This is a genomic window from Rhodanobacter sp. OR87, from assembly GCF_000473345.1.
Lineage (GTDB): Bacteria > Pseudomonadota > Gammaproteobacteria > Xanthomonadales > Rhodanobacteraceae > Rhodanobacter > Rhodanobacter denitrificans.
Map to the genome: position 1 here is coordinate 1 of NZ_AXBJ01000009.1, position 17,011 is coordinate 17,011.

Consider the following 17,011-nt stretch of genomic DNA (forward strand, 5'->3'; position numbering starts at 1 on the left):
GTGCATGGCGACGCCCTCCCCGTGAGGTCGTCCAGGTTGAGGCCTGCATGGTTGAAATCGCTAACACCCCGGAGCTGTCATTTTTTAGCGCATGATCAATCGTTTACTGAGATCGCCGAGCAATTTCCCCGGACAGTACTGGGCTGAGGTGGAAAAAGGTGTCAGTGACAATGTAGTGGCGGCTGCGGTAGCGCTTGGATTGTCCCGGGCATCTTATTTTTATGACCGTCGCGAAGATCTTCCCGTCTGCGTACCGGGGTCGCTGGTCTCGGCGGGCCTGCTGCGCGACAGCCGCCTCCTGCCCGCGCAGCAGGGTTGAAGCGTTTTATGAGCGCAGGCGGGTCGGGTGGCGCGCTGTGCGGGTTTCAAGCCATGCGGCTTTTATCCGCGACAACAGCGCTCTCGACCCCGAGCGGCATGCGGGCCCGTGCTGAACGCCACGAGGTGGCTTACCGCAAGGCTTCCGCGTGGTAGCGCATGGCCACGTCGCACCTTTCATAGCGTGCGCCATAGCGGGCCATGATTTCGGCGTCGTGCCGGAAGCCAAGCTTCTCGTACAGATGAATGGCAGCGGCGCATCGGGTGTTGGTGAGCAGGTACAGCGGATCGGCGCCCAGCGAGTTTGCCCGCTCGATGATCGCGGCGAGCAGGAACTCCCCGGCCTTCATGCCGCGTGCCGACTCGCGCACACCCATCTTGGTGAGCTCGTAGCTGGCGGCCCCCGTCTTCTGCAGGGCGCATGCACCGACGATCCCAAGCCCGCTGGCCTCGACGAAGAGAATGACGCCACCCGCGTCGATGATCCGCGCTCGCGGGTTCTCCAGCACGTCCCGGTCGGTTGCTTCGAGGCGGAACATGGCGTTGATCCATTCCGCGTTGATGTCGCGGAAGTGCACGGCGAGTTCGTCGCTGAACTCGCGGATGGCAAGGGCGTCGCGCATGGTGCTCCCGGCTTTACAGGGTGGAAAGTATCGTAACTGCTGCCGGGGCGAAGGGCTCGGCAGGCAAGGCGCGAAACGAAAGGTCCGTGCCTTCGCGCACGCAGGAAGGTGCCGAAACCTGCCGCCATCGTTCGTCGGACGGGAAGCCGGTGTGACGATCGGTCCGCGGGGCACCGGTTGCGCGCGCCTGCGCAGGCGCGCCCTTGTCCTGCTGGCGGACTGGCCCGATCCGTCCGCTCGTGGTCCGCCATGGTGCTGGTTGACCGTTCGCGCGCTGCCTACAGTGGCGACTCCTTTATCGATGGAGTCGCCCCATGTCCCAGCTGCCTGCCGTGCTGGTCATCGATGTCCAGCAGTCGTTCCTGCACGCGCCGTACTGGCGCGAGGACGATGTCCCCGCTTTCCGCGAAAACCTGGTGAAGCTGCTCGATGCGGCGGCGACGCGTGGCTGGCCGGTCGTGCGGATCCTGCACATCGAAGACGACGGGCATTTCAGCGCGGCGTCCGGTCTGGTGCGGCCGATGGATTGGGTGCCCGGCGCGCATGACGTGGTGTTCCACAAGCATGTCCACAACGCCTTCACCGACACCGGCCTGCAGGCCTGGTTGACGGAGCGCGGCATCAAACGGGTCATCGTCAGCGGCATCCGCTCGGAACAGTGTTGCGAGACCACGGCGCGCGTGGCGTCGGATCTCGGCTTCGCCGTCGACTACGTGACCGAGGCGACGCTGACGTTTCCGATGATCCACGCCGGCAGCGGAACTCGCTACGATGCGCTGGACATCAAGCAGCGCACGGAACTGGTTCTGGATGGCCGTTTTGCCCGCATTCGCACCGTCGATGACGTCCTCGCCGATCACTGAGGTGTGCTTCGTGCTGCCGCCGGCGCTGATCCTGCTGGATCTCGCCGGCGCGGCCGATGCCTTCAGGATCGCCGCGTCGATGGGGCTGCCGGTGCGCCTGCGGATGGTGGCGCCCGTACGGCGCGGCGAGGCCGCCTCGACCGCGCTCGGCGTGGGCTTGGCCGGCGTCGAACCGCTGCCGACCCGGCTGGGCGAGCACACGCTGATCGTGGTTTGCGGCGCCACCGGCAGCGGCGAGGCGGTGTTGTCGTCGCCCGCCAGCCAGGCCCTGGTCGAATGGCTGCGGCAGCATGGCGGCAACGGCCGGTCGCTGGCCTGCGTCTGTTCCGGCGCCTTGCTGGCCGGCGCTGCCGGCTTGCTGGATGGCCGGCGCTGCACCACCCACCACAGCCTGCTCGATGCGCTGCGCCGACTGGTGCCCAGCGCCGAAGTCATGGACAGCCGCGTGTTCGTCGAGGATGGCGAGGTGTGCACCAGCGCCGGCATCACGGCGGGCATCGACCTGGCCTTGCACCTGATCGCCCGGCTCGGCTCGCCGTGGCTGGCCGCCGCCGTCGCGCGCGAGATGGCCGTCTATGTGCGGCGCGCGTCCGGCGATCCGGCGCTGTCGCCATGGCTGGAAGGGCGCAACCACATGAGCATGGCCATCCATCGCGTGCAGGATGCGCTGGCCAAGGCGCCCGACCAGGACTGGCCGCTGGCGCGCTTGGCCGACATCGGGCACATGAGCGTGCGCAGCCTCACCCGCCATTTTCGCGAGGCCAGCGGCATGTCGATCAACCGCTACCACGCCAGCCTGCGACTGGCACTCGCCCGCCAGGCACTGGCCAGCGGCGACAGCGTGGAACGTGCCGCCGAACGCGCCGGGCTGGGTTCGGCACGCCAGCTGCGTCGATTGTGGTCGGCGCACGCCGGCGACAGCCCCGCATCAGCGCGCCGGCGTAGCTGAAAGCCCCTGCGGCATGCCCGGCGCAAGAGCCGCGGACTGCCGCCGGCCTGCCCGAAAAAATCCATGGAAGCGGCCGCAGCAGGCCTGATGCGGCGTGCAGCATGCAGGGCCTGTTTGCTGCGTTGATCGCGCAGCGTTGGCGAGCGCTGGAACGGAGGATCGTCATGAAGCCTTGGGTCATTGCCGTGTGTCTGCTGGCTGCATGTGGTGGCGTGCATGCTGCGACAACAGTCTGGCAACCTGCTGCCGGACATGCACAGATACCGCTGTGGCCAGGCACGCCGCCGAATGCCAAGCCCATGCCGGGGGCCGAGTACACCACGACCAGCAAGAAGTTGATCGGCGGCAAGGCTGTGGTGTCGGTGGTCAATGTGTCGCAGCCAACGATGACGGTCTACGGCCCGATCGGGAAGAACACGGGAACCGCGGTGGTGGTGTTTCCCGGTGGTGGCTTCCAGGGGCTGGCCATGGATCTCGAAGGCACCGAGGTCTGCGACTGGCTGACGTCCAGGGGCATCACCTGCGTACTGCTGAAGTATCGCGTTCCGAGTATCCCTTATGTCTGGCAATGCGATTGCCGTCCGCACAATTTCGCCTTGTCGGTGCCGTCACTGGAGGACGCCCAGCGAACGATGCGGCTGGTGCGTGCCCACGCCGCGCCATGGCACATCGACCCACACAGGGTGGGCGTGCTCGGGTTTTCGGCGGGAGGCTTTCTGGTGGCGGAGATCAGCACGAACTTTGCGCGCCCCCTGTATGCGCCGGTGGACGCTGCCGACAGGGAAAGCGCCCGCCCGGATTTCGCCATGCCAATCTATCCGGGGCACCTGGCGACCGATGACGACACGTTCAATGCCAATGTCCCGGTCTCCCGCGACACGCCGCCGACGTTCCTGGTGCAGGCGGAAGACGACTACGTGGATGGCGTCAACCAGTCGCTGGCTTATTACATCGCGTTGAAGAACGCCAAAGTGCCGGCCGAGATGCACCTGTACGCCCATGGCGGGCATGCGTTCGGGCTGCGACCGACGTCGAACCCGATCACGCACTGGCCGGCCCTGGCCGAGACCTGGCTGCGTACGATCGGGATGCTTCCTGCGGCAGGCCGATAGGCCGGGGTTGGGGGAAAACTGCGGGCCGGGAGGGTTTGCTTTCGACGGCGCAATGATGAGAAGCCTGGTGCGCAACGCACCGGGCTTCCGCAATCATCGCAACCCCAGCGCATCAATCGTGCGACTTGGCCACTACGCTGCCATCGTCCGGATCGACCAGCAGCTCGACGTCAGCGCCGCCCCGGGTCCTGGCCTCGGCGCTCCACAGGCCGTGCTCGTACTCCACGTCATGGACGTTTTCGTAGCCGGCGGCGGCCAGTTTCGCCTTGACCTCGTCCTCGTTGAGTTTGGACGGCGCGCCGCTGACGTAGACCTTGCCGCTCACCGGCCCCACCGCAAGCTCGGCCCACTGCTTGTTGCCGCCGCGGGCCTTGCTGCGCCACACGCCGTCCTTGAACTTCAGGCCCTTGACCTCCTTGTAGCCGGCGTTGGCGATCGCGGCCTTGATGGCCTCCTCGCTCAACGCGCCGGTCGGCGGTTGGGAGGTCCAGGTGGAAATCGTAGTGGTCTGGGTAGTCGTTGTCGTCGACTGTGCAGCGGCAGGCAGATCCTGTGCGAAGGCCACACTGCAAAGCGACAGTCCGAGCAGTAGGGGAAGTACGCGCTTGATCATGGGGGACTCCTTCTGGTTGGACACGGCATGCGTCGCCAGAGCCGGCGTGACCCGGCGGCTGACACCCAACGCCGACTCGTGGGAAACCGATGGGACCACCGTGCCCGGGACGAAGGCGTGAAGGCGCGCGCCCGAACCCGAGACCCTGGCCGGAGCGCACTGAGTGCGCGCCGGCGTGCCCAGTCCCGGCCGCGCGCGAATCGCGCACTTCCTGCAGCGGTCGACGTTGGCACAAGTCGGTAAAATGGCGGTTTCGCTGCCGATTCGGTAAACACCGCCATGTGTCCAACTCTCTGCATCCGCCTGCTTACCACCCTGTGCTTGTTCATCGCGCTGCCATCGATAGCCAGCGAGCAGAGCACACAGACCATCGGCCAGCAACGCGAGGGCGTGCTGTTCTGGCCGCAGGCGCAGCGCGAGGCACAGTTCCGGCGGATGTACGAACGGTTTCCCAGCGACCGCGCCGCGCACGGCACGCAGGTTCACGCGCTGCCGCAGGGCAAGCCGCTGCTGCTGGGCGGGCAGGGTGCGTCGGGGCTGCTGGCCGGCTACATGGACCAGCACCACCTCGCCGGCGTGATGGTGCTGCAGCACGGCCGCGTGCGCCTGCAGCGCTACGCGCTGGGCTTCGGACTGGAGCAGCGCTGGACGTCGTTCTCGGTCGCCAAGTCGGTCACCTCCACCTTGCTCGGGGTCGCCCTGCAGCAGGGCTATATCCGCAGCATGGACGACACGCTGGGCAGCTACATCCCGGAGCTGCGCGGCAGCGCCTATGCGGAGGTCACCGTGCAGCAGTTGCTGACGATGACCTCCGGTGTGCACTGGAACGAGGACTATGCCGACGCGAAGTCGGACGTGGCGCAGATGTACATGCACGCCTGCATCGACGGCCAGGCGCACGTGCTGTCGTACCTGAAGAAACAGCCGCGGCAGTGGCCCGCCGGCACGCACTGGAACTACAACACTGCGGAAACCGACCTGCTCGGCATCCTGGTGCAGCGGGCCACGCACCGCTCGCTGGCCGCCTACCTGTCGCAGACGATCTGGCAGCCGTACGGCATGGCCGCCGATGCGTACTGGATCAAGGACGAATGCGATGGCAGCGACACCGGCGGCAGCGGCCTGTCGGCGACGCTGGGCGACTACGCGCGGCTGGGGCAGTTCATGCTCGACGGCGGCCGCATCGCGGGCACGCCGGTGATCGCCAAGGCGTGGCTCGACGGCGCGCTGCGTCGCCAGGAAAGCGTCGATGATCCGGACCGCGGCTACGGTTATCTGTGGTGGACGGATACCGACGGCAGCTATGCCGCGATCGGCATCTTCGGCCAGATGGTCTACGTCGATCCCGCGCGTCAGCTGGTGATCGCCCAGGTCGGCGCGTGGCCGCACGCGACGTCCGACGAGCTGGTCGCCGCGCGGCGCGCGTTCGTGGCCGCCGTCAAGCGGGCGGTGGATGCGGAGCGGAAGTCATCGACGCACTGAGTCGCGTTGCGCTGCGAACCGATATGTGAGTCAGGGCCAATGCCTGGCGTGCCGACATCAAATATCGGGCCCGTTTCGGCAGCGCCTCCACCAGCAGCGAAAACGCCGGCGACGGTTGCCGCCGGCCCGGGTAGTAGAGGTGGTAGCCGGGGAAGGGCGGGCACCAGTCGGCGGGCCGATCGGCACGGCGATCATGTCCCGGGCCACCTGCTCGCCGAGGCGGATGCCGGCATCGAAGCGCTCGGCCACATGGGCGTGAAGATCGCGCATGCGATGGGCGCGCACGTGGTGGCGTTCACCACCTGGGAAAGCAAGCGCCAGGACGCGCTGGACCTGGCCGCGGACGAGGTGGTGGTCTTGCGCAACGTCGGCGAGATGAAGGCGCACGCCGGCAGCTTCGACCTCATCCGCAACACCGTCGCCGCCAGCCACTCGCTGGATGCGTATACCGCGTTGCTCAAGCGCGACGGCACCTTGGTGCTGGTCGGCGTGCCGGAGCATCCGCACCCGTCGCCGAGCATCGCCAGCCTGATCTTCAAGCGCCGGGCCGTCGCCGGCTCGCTGATCGGCGGCATCGCCGAGACCCAGGAAATGCTGGATTTCTGCGCGGAGAAAGGCATCGTCGCCGACATCGAGACGATCCCGGCGCAGAAGATCGACGAGGCCTACGACCGCATGGTGAAGAGCGACGTGAAGTACCGCTTCGTGATCGACAACGCGACGCTGGCGGGTTGAGCCCACTTGCGGGGACAGAGCGGCTTCTCTCCCTCCCCTGCGCAGTAGGGGAGGGTTGGGGTGGGGTCGCTCTTCGTCAAACCAAGGCTGCCGTCAAAAGCTTCACCCCCTCCCAACCTCCCCCTGCAAGCAGGGGGAGGGGCAAGGCCGCCTCAGGCCACGAACTGCAGCCGCGCCAGCTCCGCATACAGCCCACCCTCGGCCAGCAGGCTCTCGTGCGTGCCCTGGGCCACGATGCGGCCGCCGTCCATTACCACGATGCGGTCGGCGCGCTGCACGGTGGCGAGGCGGTGGGCGATCACCAGGGTGGTGCGGCCCTGTTCCAGCCGCGCCAGCGCCTGCTGGATCGCCGCTTCCGATTGCGCATCGAGTGACGAGGTGGCTTCGTCCAGCAACAGCAGCGGCGCGTCGCGCAGGATCGCGCGGGCGATCGCGATGCGCTGGCGCTGGCCGCCGGACAGGCGCACGCCGCGCTCGCCCAGCTCGGCGTCGTAGCCGTGCTCCAGCGCACTGATGAACTCGTGCGCCTCGGCGGCGCGGGCAGCGTCGCGCACTTCGTCGTCGCCGGCGTCCTGGCGGCCGAAGCGGATGTTGTCGGCGGCGCTGCCGGCGAAGATCACGGTTTCCTGCGGCACCAGCGCGATCGCGCCGCGCAGGCCGGCCAGGGTGGTTTCGCGCAGGTCGATGCCGTCGATGCGGATGCTGCCGCTCTGCGGGTCGTAGAAGCGCAGCAGCAGGGCGAACACCGTGCTCTTGCCGGCGCCGGAGGGGCCGACCAGGGCCACCGTCTCGCCGGGGCGCACGGTCAGGGTGAAGTCGTGCAGCGCCGCCGTGTCGGGACGGGTGGGGTAGTGGAAGGTCACGCCGTCGAAGCGCAGCTCGCCGCGCATCGGTTGCGGCAGCACCTGCGGCTGCGCCGGGTCGACGATGTCGGCGCGTTCGGCCAGCAGTTCGCCGATGCGCTCCATCGCGCCGGCTGCACGCAGCACGTCGCCCCATACCTCGGACAGCCCGGCCACCGAGCCGGCGGCGAACACCGCGTACAGCACGAACTGGCCCAGCACGCCGGCGCCCAGCGTGCCGGCCAGCACGTGGCGTGCGCCGGCCCACAGCACCAGGGTGATCGCGCCGAACACCAGCACGATCACCGCCATGGTCAGCAGCGCGCGCATGCCGATGCGCCGGCGCGCGGTGGCCAGCGCGCGGGTGATCGCGCCGCCGTAGCGGGTGCTCTCGATGTCCTCGCGCGCGTACGCCTTCACCGCGGTGGAGGCGTTGAGCGTCTCGTTGGCGATCGCGGCGGCGTCGGCGAGGCGGTCCTGGCTGGCGCGCGACAGCTTCTGCACGCGGCGGCCGAACAGCAGGATCGGCAGCATCACCGCCGGGATCACCAGCGCGGTGAGACCGGCCAGCGACGGCGCGGTCCACACCATCGCCACCGCTGCGCCCACCAGCATCACCGCGCTGCGCAGCGCCACCGACACGCCGGAGCCGATCAGCGCCTGCACCACTTCGGTGTCGGCGCTGAGGCGCGACAGCAGCTCGCCCACGCGGCTCTTCTCGAAGAAGCCCACGTCGAGCCGGATCACGTGTGCGTACAGCGTCTGCCGCAGCGAAGCCAGCGCGCGCTCGCTCAGCAGGGTGATGCAGAAGTAGCGCGCGGCGGTGGCGAAGGCCAGCACCAGCGCCACGCCGAACAGGGCGATGAAGGTCTGGTTGATGACGGTGTTGCTGGAGTGGCCGAAGCCCTGGTCGATGATGTGGCGGAACGCCAGTGGCAGCACCAGCGAGGCGCCGGAGGACAGCGCCAGGAACAGCAGCCAGCCGAGCGCGAGCGCACGGTGCGGTTTCAGGAACGGCCACAGTTCGCGCAGCGCGCCGATGCGGTGGGCGGGGCGGGACGTGTCGGTAGGGGCGTCGCTCATGGGTTCTCGCCGGCGGATCGAAGATGGACGCGGGCCCGCGCACGGGCGATCCGTTCTAAGGTGGGGCGGGTTGCCGTCGATTCAATCCGCGGCCCTGGTTTTCAAGTACTCAACCGGCCCTGACGCGTTCCTACAGGCGTTTCGCGGTGCTGCGTCCGCGGCTGATGTCGCTGACGCGCAGTTGGGCTTCGTCGACCCGGCTGTCCGGCAGGCACAGTTGCAGTTCCACGCCGTCGGCACCGAACGTTTCGTGCTCGACCTCGGCCTGCAAGTCTTTCAGGCGCGCCTTGAGCAGGGCCAAATCGGCGAAATCGCAGCGCAGCTCCAGCCGCGCCATCGCCACGATCGGCACGCGCCCGGCGCGGCGCAGGCATTCCGCCGCGGTGCCGCCGTAGGCGCGTACCAGCCCGCCGGCGCCGAGCTTGATGCCGCCGTACCAGCGCGTCACCAGCACCACGACGCGATCCATCTGCTGGCCCTCGATCGCCTGCAGGATCGGCCGGCCGGCGGTGCCGCCGGGTTCGCCGTCGTCGTTGAAACGGTAGTCCTGGCCGATGCGGTACGCCCAGCAGTTGTGCGTGGCGGTGGGGTCGCCCGCCTCGCGCACGAACGCCAGCGCCTGCTCGGGCGAATCCACCGGTACGGCCAGCGCAAGGAAGCGGCTCTTCCTGATCTCTTCCTGGTGACGGCACGGCTGGGCCAGCGTGGACAGCGTTCCGCTCATGGCTCGAGCGGTTTCGCGCGCAGCGCCTTGCGGCGTTCCACGGCAGCGCCGGGGCGGGCCTGTTCCAGCGCGGCCCCATCGGGCTGCCGTTCGCCCGGCATGCCGGGCTTCTGTGGCGGCCGCGGGGTGGTCATGCGGCGCGGCAGGAAGAAGTGGTGCCGCCCGCCGCGGTGGTGCGCGTGCGACGCCTCCAACGCGGCGAGGTTGTCGGCTGGTATCGGCATCGTATCGGGAGTGGCCGCGGCATCCATGGGTGGCGAGGTTAAGGCAAATCGCCGGGCAGCGGGTAGGAGGCGTGCGCCGGGCCGCCGGCCGGTTTCACCGGGTACGCCGGGCCGGTGCGGTAGCATGGCGTCCCTTGCAGGACCGACCGAACCCCATGATCAACAACGACGTATTGCGCGCCATCCGCTACATGCTCGACCTCAGCGACGGCAGGGTGGTGGACATCATCCACCTGGCGGATGCGGCCTCGCCGATCGGCAAGGAAGACGTGCAGGCGTTCCTGAAGAAGGATGACGAACCCGGCTACGCCGAGTGCAGCAACAAGGTGCTGGCACTGTTCCTCGACGGCCTGGTCTTCCACCGCCGCGGCAAGGACGAGAGCCGGCCGCCGCGCCCGCCGGAAAAGCGCGTCACCAACAACGTGGTGCTGAAGAAGCTGCGCGTGGCGTTCGAGCTGAAGGACGTGGACATGCACGAGCTCCTTGAGGCCGCCGGTTTCCCGATCTCCAAGCCGGAGCTCAGCGCGCTGTTCCGCCAGAGCGACCACAAGAACTTCAGGCTGTGCGGCGACCAGCTGCTGCGCAATTTCCTGAAGGGGCTGACGATGAAGGTGCGCGGCAACGACTGAGCGGTTGGCGGAGGTGCGCCTGCCGTCACGCCCTTCCACCCGATGGGCGTGCGAGCGGAGCCGGAGGAGGGCGGGAGTTCGCCGCGGAACTCCCGCCTTCCCGCTTACTGCGCCTTCACGCTGACGTCGTCGATCACGAACGAGGTCTGGTTGGAACTGTCTTCCACGCCGTAGAAATTGATCTGGATGGTCTGGCCGATGTAGGCCGACAGATCCACGGCATGCTCGACGTAGCCGCTGGCCGCGTTGAGGTTCGACCAGGTTGCCAGCGTCACGTACTTGCCGGCCGAGGTGATCACCTGCGCGCTGAGCTTATCGTAGGCCGTGCTGGTCGTGGTCTCGGCGGTGTCGATGTGCATGTAGAAGTCCAGCGTGGCCTTGGTCGCCGTCGCCGGGATGGTGATCTGCTGGCGCACGTAGTCCGTGTGCGCGCTGCCATAGCCGTCCAGCCAGGCCTTGTAGCTGCCGGTATGGGCCGCTTCGCCGCTGGCGTTGGTGATGACCCCGCTGGTCTGTGTCCACGGCGTGGTGCCGTTCTCGAAGCTGTTGTTCTTCACCAGCTCGGTGGCGGTGCCGCCGTTGGAAATGCTGAAGCTGACCGTGCTGCTGGTGCCGATGTTGCCGGCGGCGTCATAGGCCTTGGCCACCAGGTTGTGGCTGCCATTGGCCAGCGTGGTGGAATCCAGCGTGGCCTGGTAGGGCGCGGCGGTCGAGGTCGCCTTCAGCGCATTGTCGACATAGAACTCCACCTTGGTCACGCCCACGTTGTCGCTGGCATTGGCCGACAGGGTGATGGTGCCCGAGTTGCCGCTCTCCGACGCAGACACCGTCGGCGGCGCGGTGTCGACACCGGTGCTGTTGGACACGCTGAAGCTGACCGTGCTGCTGGTGCCGACGTTGCCGGCCGCGTCGTAGGCCTTGGCCACCAGGCTGTGCGTGCCGTTGCCCAGCGTGGTGGAATCCAGCGTGGCCGTGTACGGCGTGGCGGTGTCCGTGGCCACCAGCGCGTTGTCGACGTAGAACTCCACCCTGGTCACGCCAACGTTGTCGCTGGCGCTGGCCGACAGCGTGATGGTGCCCGACGTGCCGCTCTCCGACGCGCTCACCGTCGGCGGAGTGGTGTCGCCGCCCCCCGCACCCTGGGTGACCCATACCGGCGCTGACCACAGCTGCTTGCCGTCCTCCTGGGTGACCTTGGCGTAGTAGAAGTGGTCGCCGTTGGCCGGCGTGATGGTGGTGGTGGCGGTGCTCGAGGTGGCGGTCACCGCGCCGTTGCCGCCGGGTACGCCTTCGAAAACCTGCACGCGCTGTGCGGTGTGGCCGGCGCTGCTGGCGTAGTTGACGGCAAGCGTCAGCGGACCGCTGTTGCCGAAGCGCTCGCCCATCACATGGCCGTTCGCCGTCAGCACGATCTGGCCGGTCTTGTCCTCGGTGGCGTATGTGCGGCGCGCGCGTACCGCGTCGAGGAAGCTGGCGAGGCTGAGTGTCGTGCCGCTGGGAATCAGCACGCCGGTGCGGTTGGTGTAGCTGGCGCCCCAGTTGGCGCAGTGGTTGTCCTGGTCGGAGCTCGGCGCCACGTGGAAGCCGCGCGCGAGCAGGATGTTGAACGCCGCCTCGTAGCTGGTACGGCTGGTTTCGGTCTCGGTGACGTTGGTGGAGAACGCCGAGCTGTTGAGCACCTCGGCCAGCGCCATCACGGTGTCGCCGTCGGCGCTGTAGGCGAGATCCGTGCCGCCGATGTTGAACTGGCCGGTGCTGGCGGGATGGTTGAACTGCCCCACCCAGCCGTTCGCCTTCATCAGCGCGTACAGCGAGCCGTAGTCGCTCTTGGCGGTGAACACGTCGCCGATCAGCTGGTTGGAGCTGTTGTATTCCCACTCCAGCAGGCTTGGCGTGTTGAAGATGTTGAGGTGCCCGCCGTTGCTGATGACGCCCCATTCCAGGCCGTAGATCGCCAGGAAATTCGCGTGCGCGGCGTTGAACGTGCTGGCCGCCTGCAGGCCGGACTGGTAGAGGTTGTGCGCCGTGGTCGGGCTGGCCGAGGTGTTGGTGCCGGTCGAGCCGTCGTACATGTGGTTGTGCTCGGACGTCATCAGGATGTCCAGGCCGTCGTTCAGGGCGTACTGGTAGGCGTCCGAGGGGCCATAGGCGCCGCTCTGCGGGTTCTGCGCGCCGACACAAGTGGAGAGCACGCCGCCCCCGTCGCTGTGGTTGGTCTGGCTGTGCAGGTTGCCGAAGTAGATGGTGTACGGCAGGCCGCCGGTGCTCGTCGCCGACATCGGCGACAGGGCCGTGGTGGTGCCGTTGTGCTGGCGCAGGGCCTGGAAGTGCGGCATGACGGGTGCAGCGACGGCGCCCACCAGCACGTCGTAGCGTTGCTCCTCGACCAGCTCCGGTGCCCGCTGTTGCGCCAGCGTCAGCGCCTGGCCGGGCAGGCCGCTGCCGATGCGCGCGACCGTGGCGCCGTCCAGCGCCACGGCGCGCAGCCGCACCGTGACATAGCCGCTGGGTACGGTCTGGCCGTTGCGGCCCAGCCCGTCCCAGAGCACCTTGGCCTGCGTGCTGCCGGTGCCGAGCGCGCTGTGTCCCTGCCACGCACGCAGCTCGCTGCCATCGTGGCCGAGCAGGGCGACCTCCCACGCCACCTGTGTTCCCGGCGTCGCCCCTGGATAGGAGAAGTGCATCGTCACGGGACGCGCGCCGGCGCTGCGGAACGGCACTTGCAGCGTGGCGTCGAATTCCTCGTGGTCGGGCAGACTGCCGGCGAATGCCGGAACGGCAACGACTGCGCAGGCGAGCAGCAAGCCGCCAGCGATCCTGGTTTTCCAGTTCATTGATTAGTGTCCCCGGTTGAGTGGGTCGAGCAAGAGCCCCCCGGCCATCGTCTCGACCCGCCATTTATCCCAGCGCCAGATGACAAGCATGGGACCGCCGGGGCACCAGTTTCTGACCGGGTGCTCAGAATCACCACGAGGTGGTCGAAGATTTTGCGGAGAGGCGTTCGAGCGGGAGGGTGCCCATCCGTTTTCCGGAATGCTCCCTTGCGGATGCGGATGCGGCTGGTTGATGCAACGTGTGGGGGCCTGCCTGGCGGCGGCAATCCCGGCCTCCATGCATCACCCGCGAGCCGTGCCGCGCATTGCTGCCAGACACGATCGGCAACGGCGACGGCGAGACGATCCGCGGGGTGGGTTTCACCGGGGTCTTCGAGCATCATGGACAAGGTCTTTCGCCGGGGCTGCACGCATGTCATCACGTTCCACCGTTGCTCCGCTCGCGCTCGCGGTCGGCATGCTGCTGGTCAGCATGGTCTCGTACCAGTGCGGTGCGTCGCTGGCCAAGCACCTGTTTCCGCTGGTCGGCGCGCAAGGCGCCACCGCCTACCGGCTGGGGCTCAGCGCGCTGCTCCTGCTGCTGTGGCGGCGGCCGTGGCGCCACGCTGGCCGGCGCGACTGGCGCGTGTTGTGGGGCTACGGCCTCGCGATGGGGGCGATGAACCTGGTGTTCTACCTGTCGCTGCGCACGATCCCGCTGGGCATCGCGGTGGCGCTGGAATTCACCGGGCCGCTGGCGCTGGCGCTGTTCGGTTCGCGCCGGTGGCTCGACTTCGTCTGGATCGCGTTGGTGGTGGCCGGGCTGGCGCTGTTGCTGCCGTTGCGCGGGCAGCTGCATGCGCTCGATCCGGCGGGCGTGATGTACGCGCTGGCGGCCGGCGCGGGCTGGGCCTTGTACATCGTGCTGGGGAAGAAGGCGGGCGCCACGCATGGCGCGGACGCAGTGACGCTGGGCACCTCGATCGGTGCCCTGCTGGCGATCCCGTTCGGCATCGCGCATGCAGGCAGCGCGCTGTTGTCGCCGGCGCTGCTGCCGTATGCGCTCGGCGTGGCCGTGCTCAGCTCGGCGCTGCCGTATTCGCTGGAGATGGTGGCGCTGACCCGCCTGCCGGCGCGCACGTTCAGCACCTTGCTGAGCCTGGAGCCGGCCATCGCGGCGGTCGCCGGCGTGGCGCTGCTGGGCGAACGGCTCAGCCTGCTGCAGTGGCTGGCCATCGCGACGATCATCGTGGCGGCGGCAGGTACCGCGCTGAGCGTGCAGCGGCCGGCGTTGGCGGAGCCGCTGGCGAACTGAGTGCCGCTGCAGCCGGCTCCTTTTGGCAAATGCCGGTGTGGTGGCGCGAGAACTGGCCGACTGCCGCAGCAGCGCTACGCACCTTGGACGGCGGCGAGGATGCGCCCCGCAAACTCCGAGAACATGTTGCGCAGGCTGGTCGCCTTTGACAGTGCCCGGTGCGTGTCCTTGCCGGTAGGGGTCAGCTCCAGCGCTGCCGCGCTGTAGAGCTGGCGTTCCACCAGTCGTTCGCAAAGGATTTGATACCTACGGGCGTACGAGGCGTCGCGGAACTCCTCGAATACGGGGAAGTGCGGCTCGTCGCAGCGTACGGACCGCATGGAGGCATCGCATTCTTCAAGCAGCATCAGCCACGCCAGAAATGGCGGGCGCGGATCCGACTGGATCACCGGGTTCAACAGTGCCGACGAGTATTCGCGCACTTCGCTCCGGCTTCTGGGCAGGCCGCCATAGGCGCCATGGTGGTGCGCCACCCAAAGATCGGCTGCCGATCCGATGACCTCTTCACTTCGGTTGTTGAAGTTGTTTCCGAAAGAACCGACCTGCGACTTGAACTCGAATACGCCGAGCAATCTCTTCCCGTGAACCACCAGCACGTCCAGCTCTTGGTGGCGCGAAAGAAGCCGGGAAGTATCACCGCCGACTTGCGCACGTGCACGGCATCGCCAGCCAGACCGCAGTGCGTCACGACCGCACGCACGACTTCGATGAAGCCGTCCATGTTCTTGCCGCCAACGACCGCCGCACGACCGCCCTCATGCTCCGCGTTGAGGGAGCCGCTGTTGCGTGAATGCCAGAAAACGTGAACCGCATGGCGGGTGAGTTCGTCGAACGATGGGGGAAGCAGACTGATGGTCACTGGAGCGATCCTTTTCCCACGCGTGCGGCATCGGCGATCTGGCGCATCCGCAGCGCTTCCGCGCTGCTCAGTCCGTACAGCTCGAATATGGGGGCGTCGACTTCGTCCTGGTCCTTCGTCGCGGCTGCGGCGATCAGGCGGTCGCGCATGCGCTCATCGACGTTGCGCCAACGGGGAAGGCGGATCCTGCGCAGATACTGCGCCTGGAATCGCAGGAAACCCCCGGCCATGCGTGTGCAATAGGTCGCCACCACCATCAACGTCAACGATGAACGGAGTACGGCTTGAAGCGCTCGCAGATCCCACTCGCCTGAAGTGATGAAGTAGAGGTTGTGGTGCGGGTAATAGCGACCTTCATCCATGACGAAGACACCTTCGCCCTTGATGTCCGGCACCAGCAGTTTCGGGGTTTCCAGCAGGCCCGGCTGGATGCGGTCGATCGTCCGGTACCAGCCGCCGGGGTTGCGCTGTGCGACGTGGCGCCCTGCCACGCTGTCGCGATGCGTGTCGAGGTAGTGCTTGAAGCGCGGGAAGGATTCGAGCGGAACCAGTTGCCCCGTTTCGTCGAACGGGTTCAGTACTGCCTTGCCGCCCCAGCGGATACTGCCGTCCACCAGGTCGCGGGCCATGACCAGCGGCAATTTGCGCTCTGCTTCGACCGGCAGGGCGTCCATGGCATCGATGAACACGCGATCGCAGCCGGTCGCCACGCCGATGCCGACCTTGCAGCCGGCCTGCTCGAGCGTCGGGAGTTCGTGCTCCATGCGACGAAGCAGCACGAGCCGGGGAATGTCGTCGAGCAGCAGCGGGGCAGGGCCCATGCTGTCCAGCTTGAATTCCGCGACGTGTTCGGAACCGTGAGCGTCGAGCAGGGCATCGACCAGCACGGGCAGTGACGTGGCAGCGCCGGCGGCAACGGCGCGGGTGGCCTGTCGGCCGGTGGATTCCGGGGCGGCGCGCTGGAAAATGGTGATAGCAGGATAGGCGATGACTTCCGAATGGAAGGCATCGGTGCTTTCCATGTCGATGAAATATTTCAGCCAGTAGCCGTTCGTGACCTTCTCGCGAAGCGGGCCGCCGTAGCGGTTCTTGAGCCAGCGATTGGCGCAGATATAGCCGAGCACGCCCTCGTCGCCAAGCAGGTCGAGAGCGCGTTCGAAAAACGGCACGTACAAGTCGGCGCGGTCGTAGAGCGTGTGGAAACGACGCCGGTATTCGTTCAGCAGTGCGGCGGGAATCCGTTCCTGGCGGACGTAGGGTGGATTGCCGACGACAAAGTCGAATGGTCCGTTCAGTGGCGCCAGCAGGAAGTCGTCGCGGATCAGCCACGACGCGCACAGCGCATCCGCATCGCGTGGGCTGAGGCCTTGTTGCCGGAGCAGGGCGACAAGCCGCTGGGCAGTCAGGTCGAATGTGGCCTGATGCAGTTCCACGGCGATGATCGCATCGCGCAATTCTTCCGGGGCTGTCGCCGGCGTGCCACCGTCGCGTACGAAAGCCGACCACAGGCGATGCACGACACGGAGCAAGAAGTCGCCGGCTCCAAACGAAGGCTCCAGCAACCGCAGCCGATGCAATGGCCGATCCGAACGGTAGCCGGCAAGGTCAAGGATGGCATCGACCACTTCCGGACGGGTGAAAACGGCACCGCGATCCGTTTCATCGTGCCGGGCCATGTGTGAGATGGCAGCCTCTATCTCAGGGGCTCTTGCGGCGTGATCGAAGAGGTCGAGCGAAAGATTCATGGATGCCATGGTGCCGAGGTGGCCAGGAGGTGTCCAGCGTGAATGGCAGCCGATCCACGCCCCTTCAACGAATACCGTTCCA

14 protein-coding genes and 1 pseudogene are annotated in these 17,011 nt (G+C 67.4%); 7 read left to right on the plus strand and 8 right to left on the minus strand.

Translation table 11 applies throughout. The features are described from left to right. Nucleotides 1-449: 449 nt before the first annotated feature. On the minus strand, nt 450-941 hold the full coding sequence (locus RHOOR87_RS0109745; RefSeq protein WP_007514601.1) for a GNAT family N-acetyltransferase: 492 nt from the start codon (nt 939-941) through the stop codon (nt 450-452). Nucleotides 942-1,255: 314 nt separating this feature from the next. Between RHOOR87_RS0109745 and RHOOR87_RS0109750 the strand changes: the two genes are divergently transcribed. From RHOOR87_RS0109750 to RHOOR87_RS0109760, 3 genes are all read left to right on the plus strand, one after another. Then, nucleotides 1,256-1,804 (plus strand): isochorismatase family protein, encoded by a 549-nt coding sequence (locus RHOOR87_RS0109750; protein WP_007514603.1) that lies wholly within the window; start codon nt 1,256-1,258, stop codon nt 1,802-1,804. Then, nucleotides 1,752-2,753 (plus strand): helix-turn-helix domain-containing protein, encoded by a 1,002-nt coding sequence (locus RHOOR87_RS0109755; RefSeq protein ID WP_027484908.1) that lies wholly within the window; start codon nt 1,752-1,754, stop codon nt 2,751-2,753. Before RHOOR87_RS0109750 ends, RHOOR87_RS0109755 begins: the two co-directional genes overlap by 53 nt. A gap of 164 nt (nt 2,754-2,917) precedes the next feature. Further along, complete coding sequence (locus RHOOR87_RS0109760; RefSeq protein WP_043292865.1) at nt 2,918-3,865, plus strand: alpha/beta hydrolase; 948 nt, start codon at nt 2,918-2,920, stop codon at nt 3,863-3,865. Between the two features lie 112 nt (nt 3,866-3,977). Here the strand turns inward: RHOOR87_RS0109760 and RHOOR87_RS0109765 are convergent, their stop codons facing one another. Further along, nucleotides 3,978-4,478, minus strand: coding sequence for a PepSY domain-containing protein (locus RHOOR87_RS0109765; protein WP_027484910.1), 501 nt, complete (start codon nt 4,476-4,478; stop codon nt 3,978-3,980). 279 nt (nt 4,479-4,757) lie between these two features. Between RHOOR87_RS0109765 and RHOOR87_RS0109770 the strand changes: the two genes are divergently transcribed. Next, nucleotides 4,758-5,960 (plus strand): serine hydrolase domain-containing protein, encoded by a 1,203-nt coding sequence (locus RHOOR87_RS0109770; RefSeq protein WP_027484911.1) that lies wholly within the window; start codon nt 4,758-4,760, stop codon nt 5,958-5,960. A 228-nt stretch (nt 5,961-6,188) separates the two neighbouring features. Beyond that, nucleotides 6,189-6,695: pseudogene (locus RHOOR87_RS19145) on the plus strand (zinc-binding dehydrogenase); the annotation flags it as partial. Nucleotides 6,696-6,847: 152 nt separating this feature from the next. Here the strand turns inward: RHOOR87_RS19145 and RHOOR87_RS0109780 are convergent. From RHOOR87_RS0109780 to RHOOR87_RS0109790, 3 genes are all read right to left on the minus strand, one after another. Beyond that, a complete protein-coding gene (locus tag RHOOR87_RS0109780) occupies nt 6,848-8,620 on the minus strand; it encodes an ABC transporter transmembrane domain-containing protein (RefSeq protein WP_027484912.1) in 1,773 nt (590 codons plus the stop codon). A 130-nt stretch (nt 8,621-8,750) separates the two neighbouring features. Beyond that, complete coding sequence (locus RHOOR87_RS0109785; RefSeq protein ID WP_027484913.1) at nt 8,751-9,344, minus strand: YigZ family protein; 594 nt, start codon at nt 9,342-9,344, stop codon at nt 8,751-8,753. Next, nucleotides 9,341-9,568, minus strand: coding sequence for a hypothetical protein (locus RHOOR87_RS0109790; RefSeq protein ID WP_027484914.1), 228 nt, complete (start codon nt 9,566-9,568; stop codon nt 9,341-9,343). Before RHOOR87_RS0109790 ends, RHOOR87_RS0109785 begins: the two co-directional genes overlap by 4 nt. 155 nt (nt 9,569-9,723) lie before the next feature. On the opposite strand from RHOOR87_RS0109790, the gene RHOOR87_RS0109795 reads away from it, so the two are divergent. After that, entirely contained in the window at nt 9,724-10,197 is a 474-nt protein-coding gene (locus tag RHOOR87_RS0109795) for a DUF1456 family protein (protein WP_015447973.1), read from the plus strand. A 104-nt stretch (nt 10,198-10,301) separates the two neighbouring features. Here the strand turns inward: RHOOR87_RS0109795 and RHOOR87_RS0109800 are convergent, their stop codons facing one another. Continuing rightward, nucleotides 10,302-13,031: an Ig-like domain-containing protein gene (locus RHOOR87_RS0109800; protein ID WP_027484915.1), complete on the minus strand. Its 2,730-nt coding sequence runs from the start codon at nt 13,029-13,031 to the stop codon at nt 10,302-10,304. A 412-nt stretch (nt 13,032-13,443) separates the two neighbouring features. On the opposite strand from RHOOR87_RS0109800, the gene RHOOR87_RS0109805 reads away from it, so the two are divergent. Next, nucleotides 13,444-14,325: an EamA family transporter gene (locus tag RHOOR87_RS0109805; protein ID WP_015447971.1), complete on the plus strand. Its 882-nt coding sequence runs from the start codon at nt 13,444-13,446 to the stop codon at nt 14,323-14,325. Between the two features lie 74 nt (nt 14,326-14,399). Here the strand turns inward: RHOOR87_RS0109805 and RHOOR87_RS19150 are convergent, their stop codons facing one another. Together RHOOR87_RS19150 and RHOOR87_RS0109815 are read right to left on the minus strand one after the other, a co-directional pair. Continuing rightward, nucleotides 14,400-14,921: a PaeR7I family type II restriction endonuclease gene (locus RHOOR87_RS19150; RefSeq protein WP_051357952.1), complete on the minus strand. Its 522-nt coding sequence runs from the start codon at nt 14,919-14,921 to the stop codon at nt 14,400-14,402. 259 nt (nt 14,922-15,180) lie between these two features. Further along, entirely contained in the window at nt 15,181-16,929 is a 1,749-nt protein-coding gene (locus tag RHOOR87_RS0109815; protein ID WP_015447970.1) for an Eco57I restriction-modification methylase domain-containing protein, read from the minus strand. Nucleotides 16,930-17,011 lie beyond the last annotated feature (82 nt).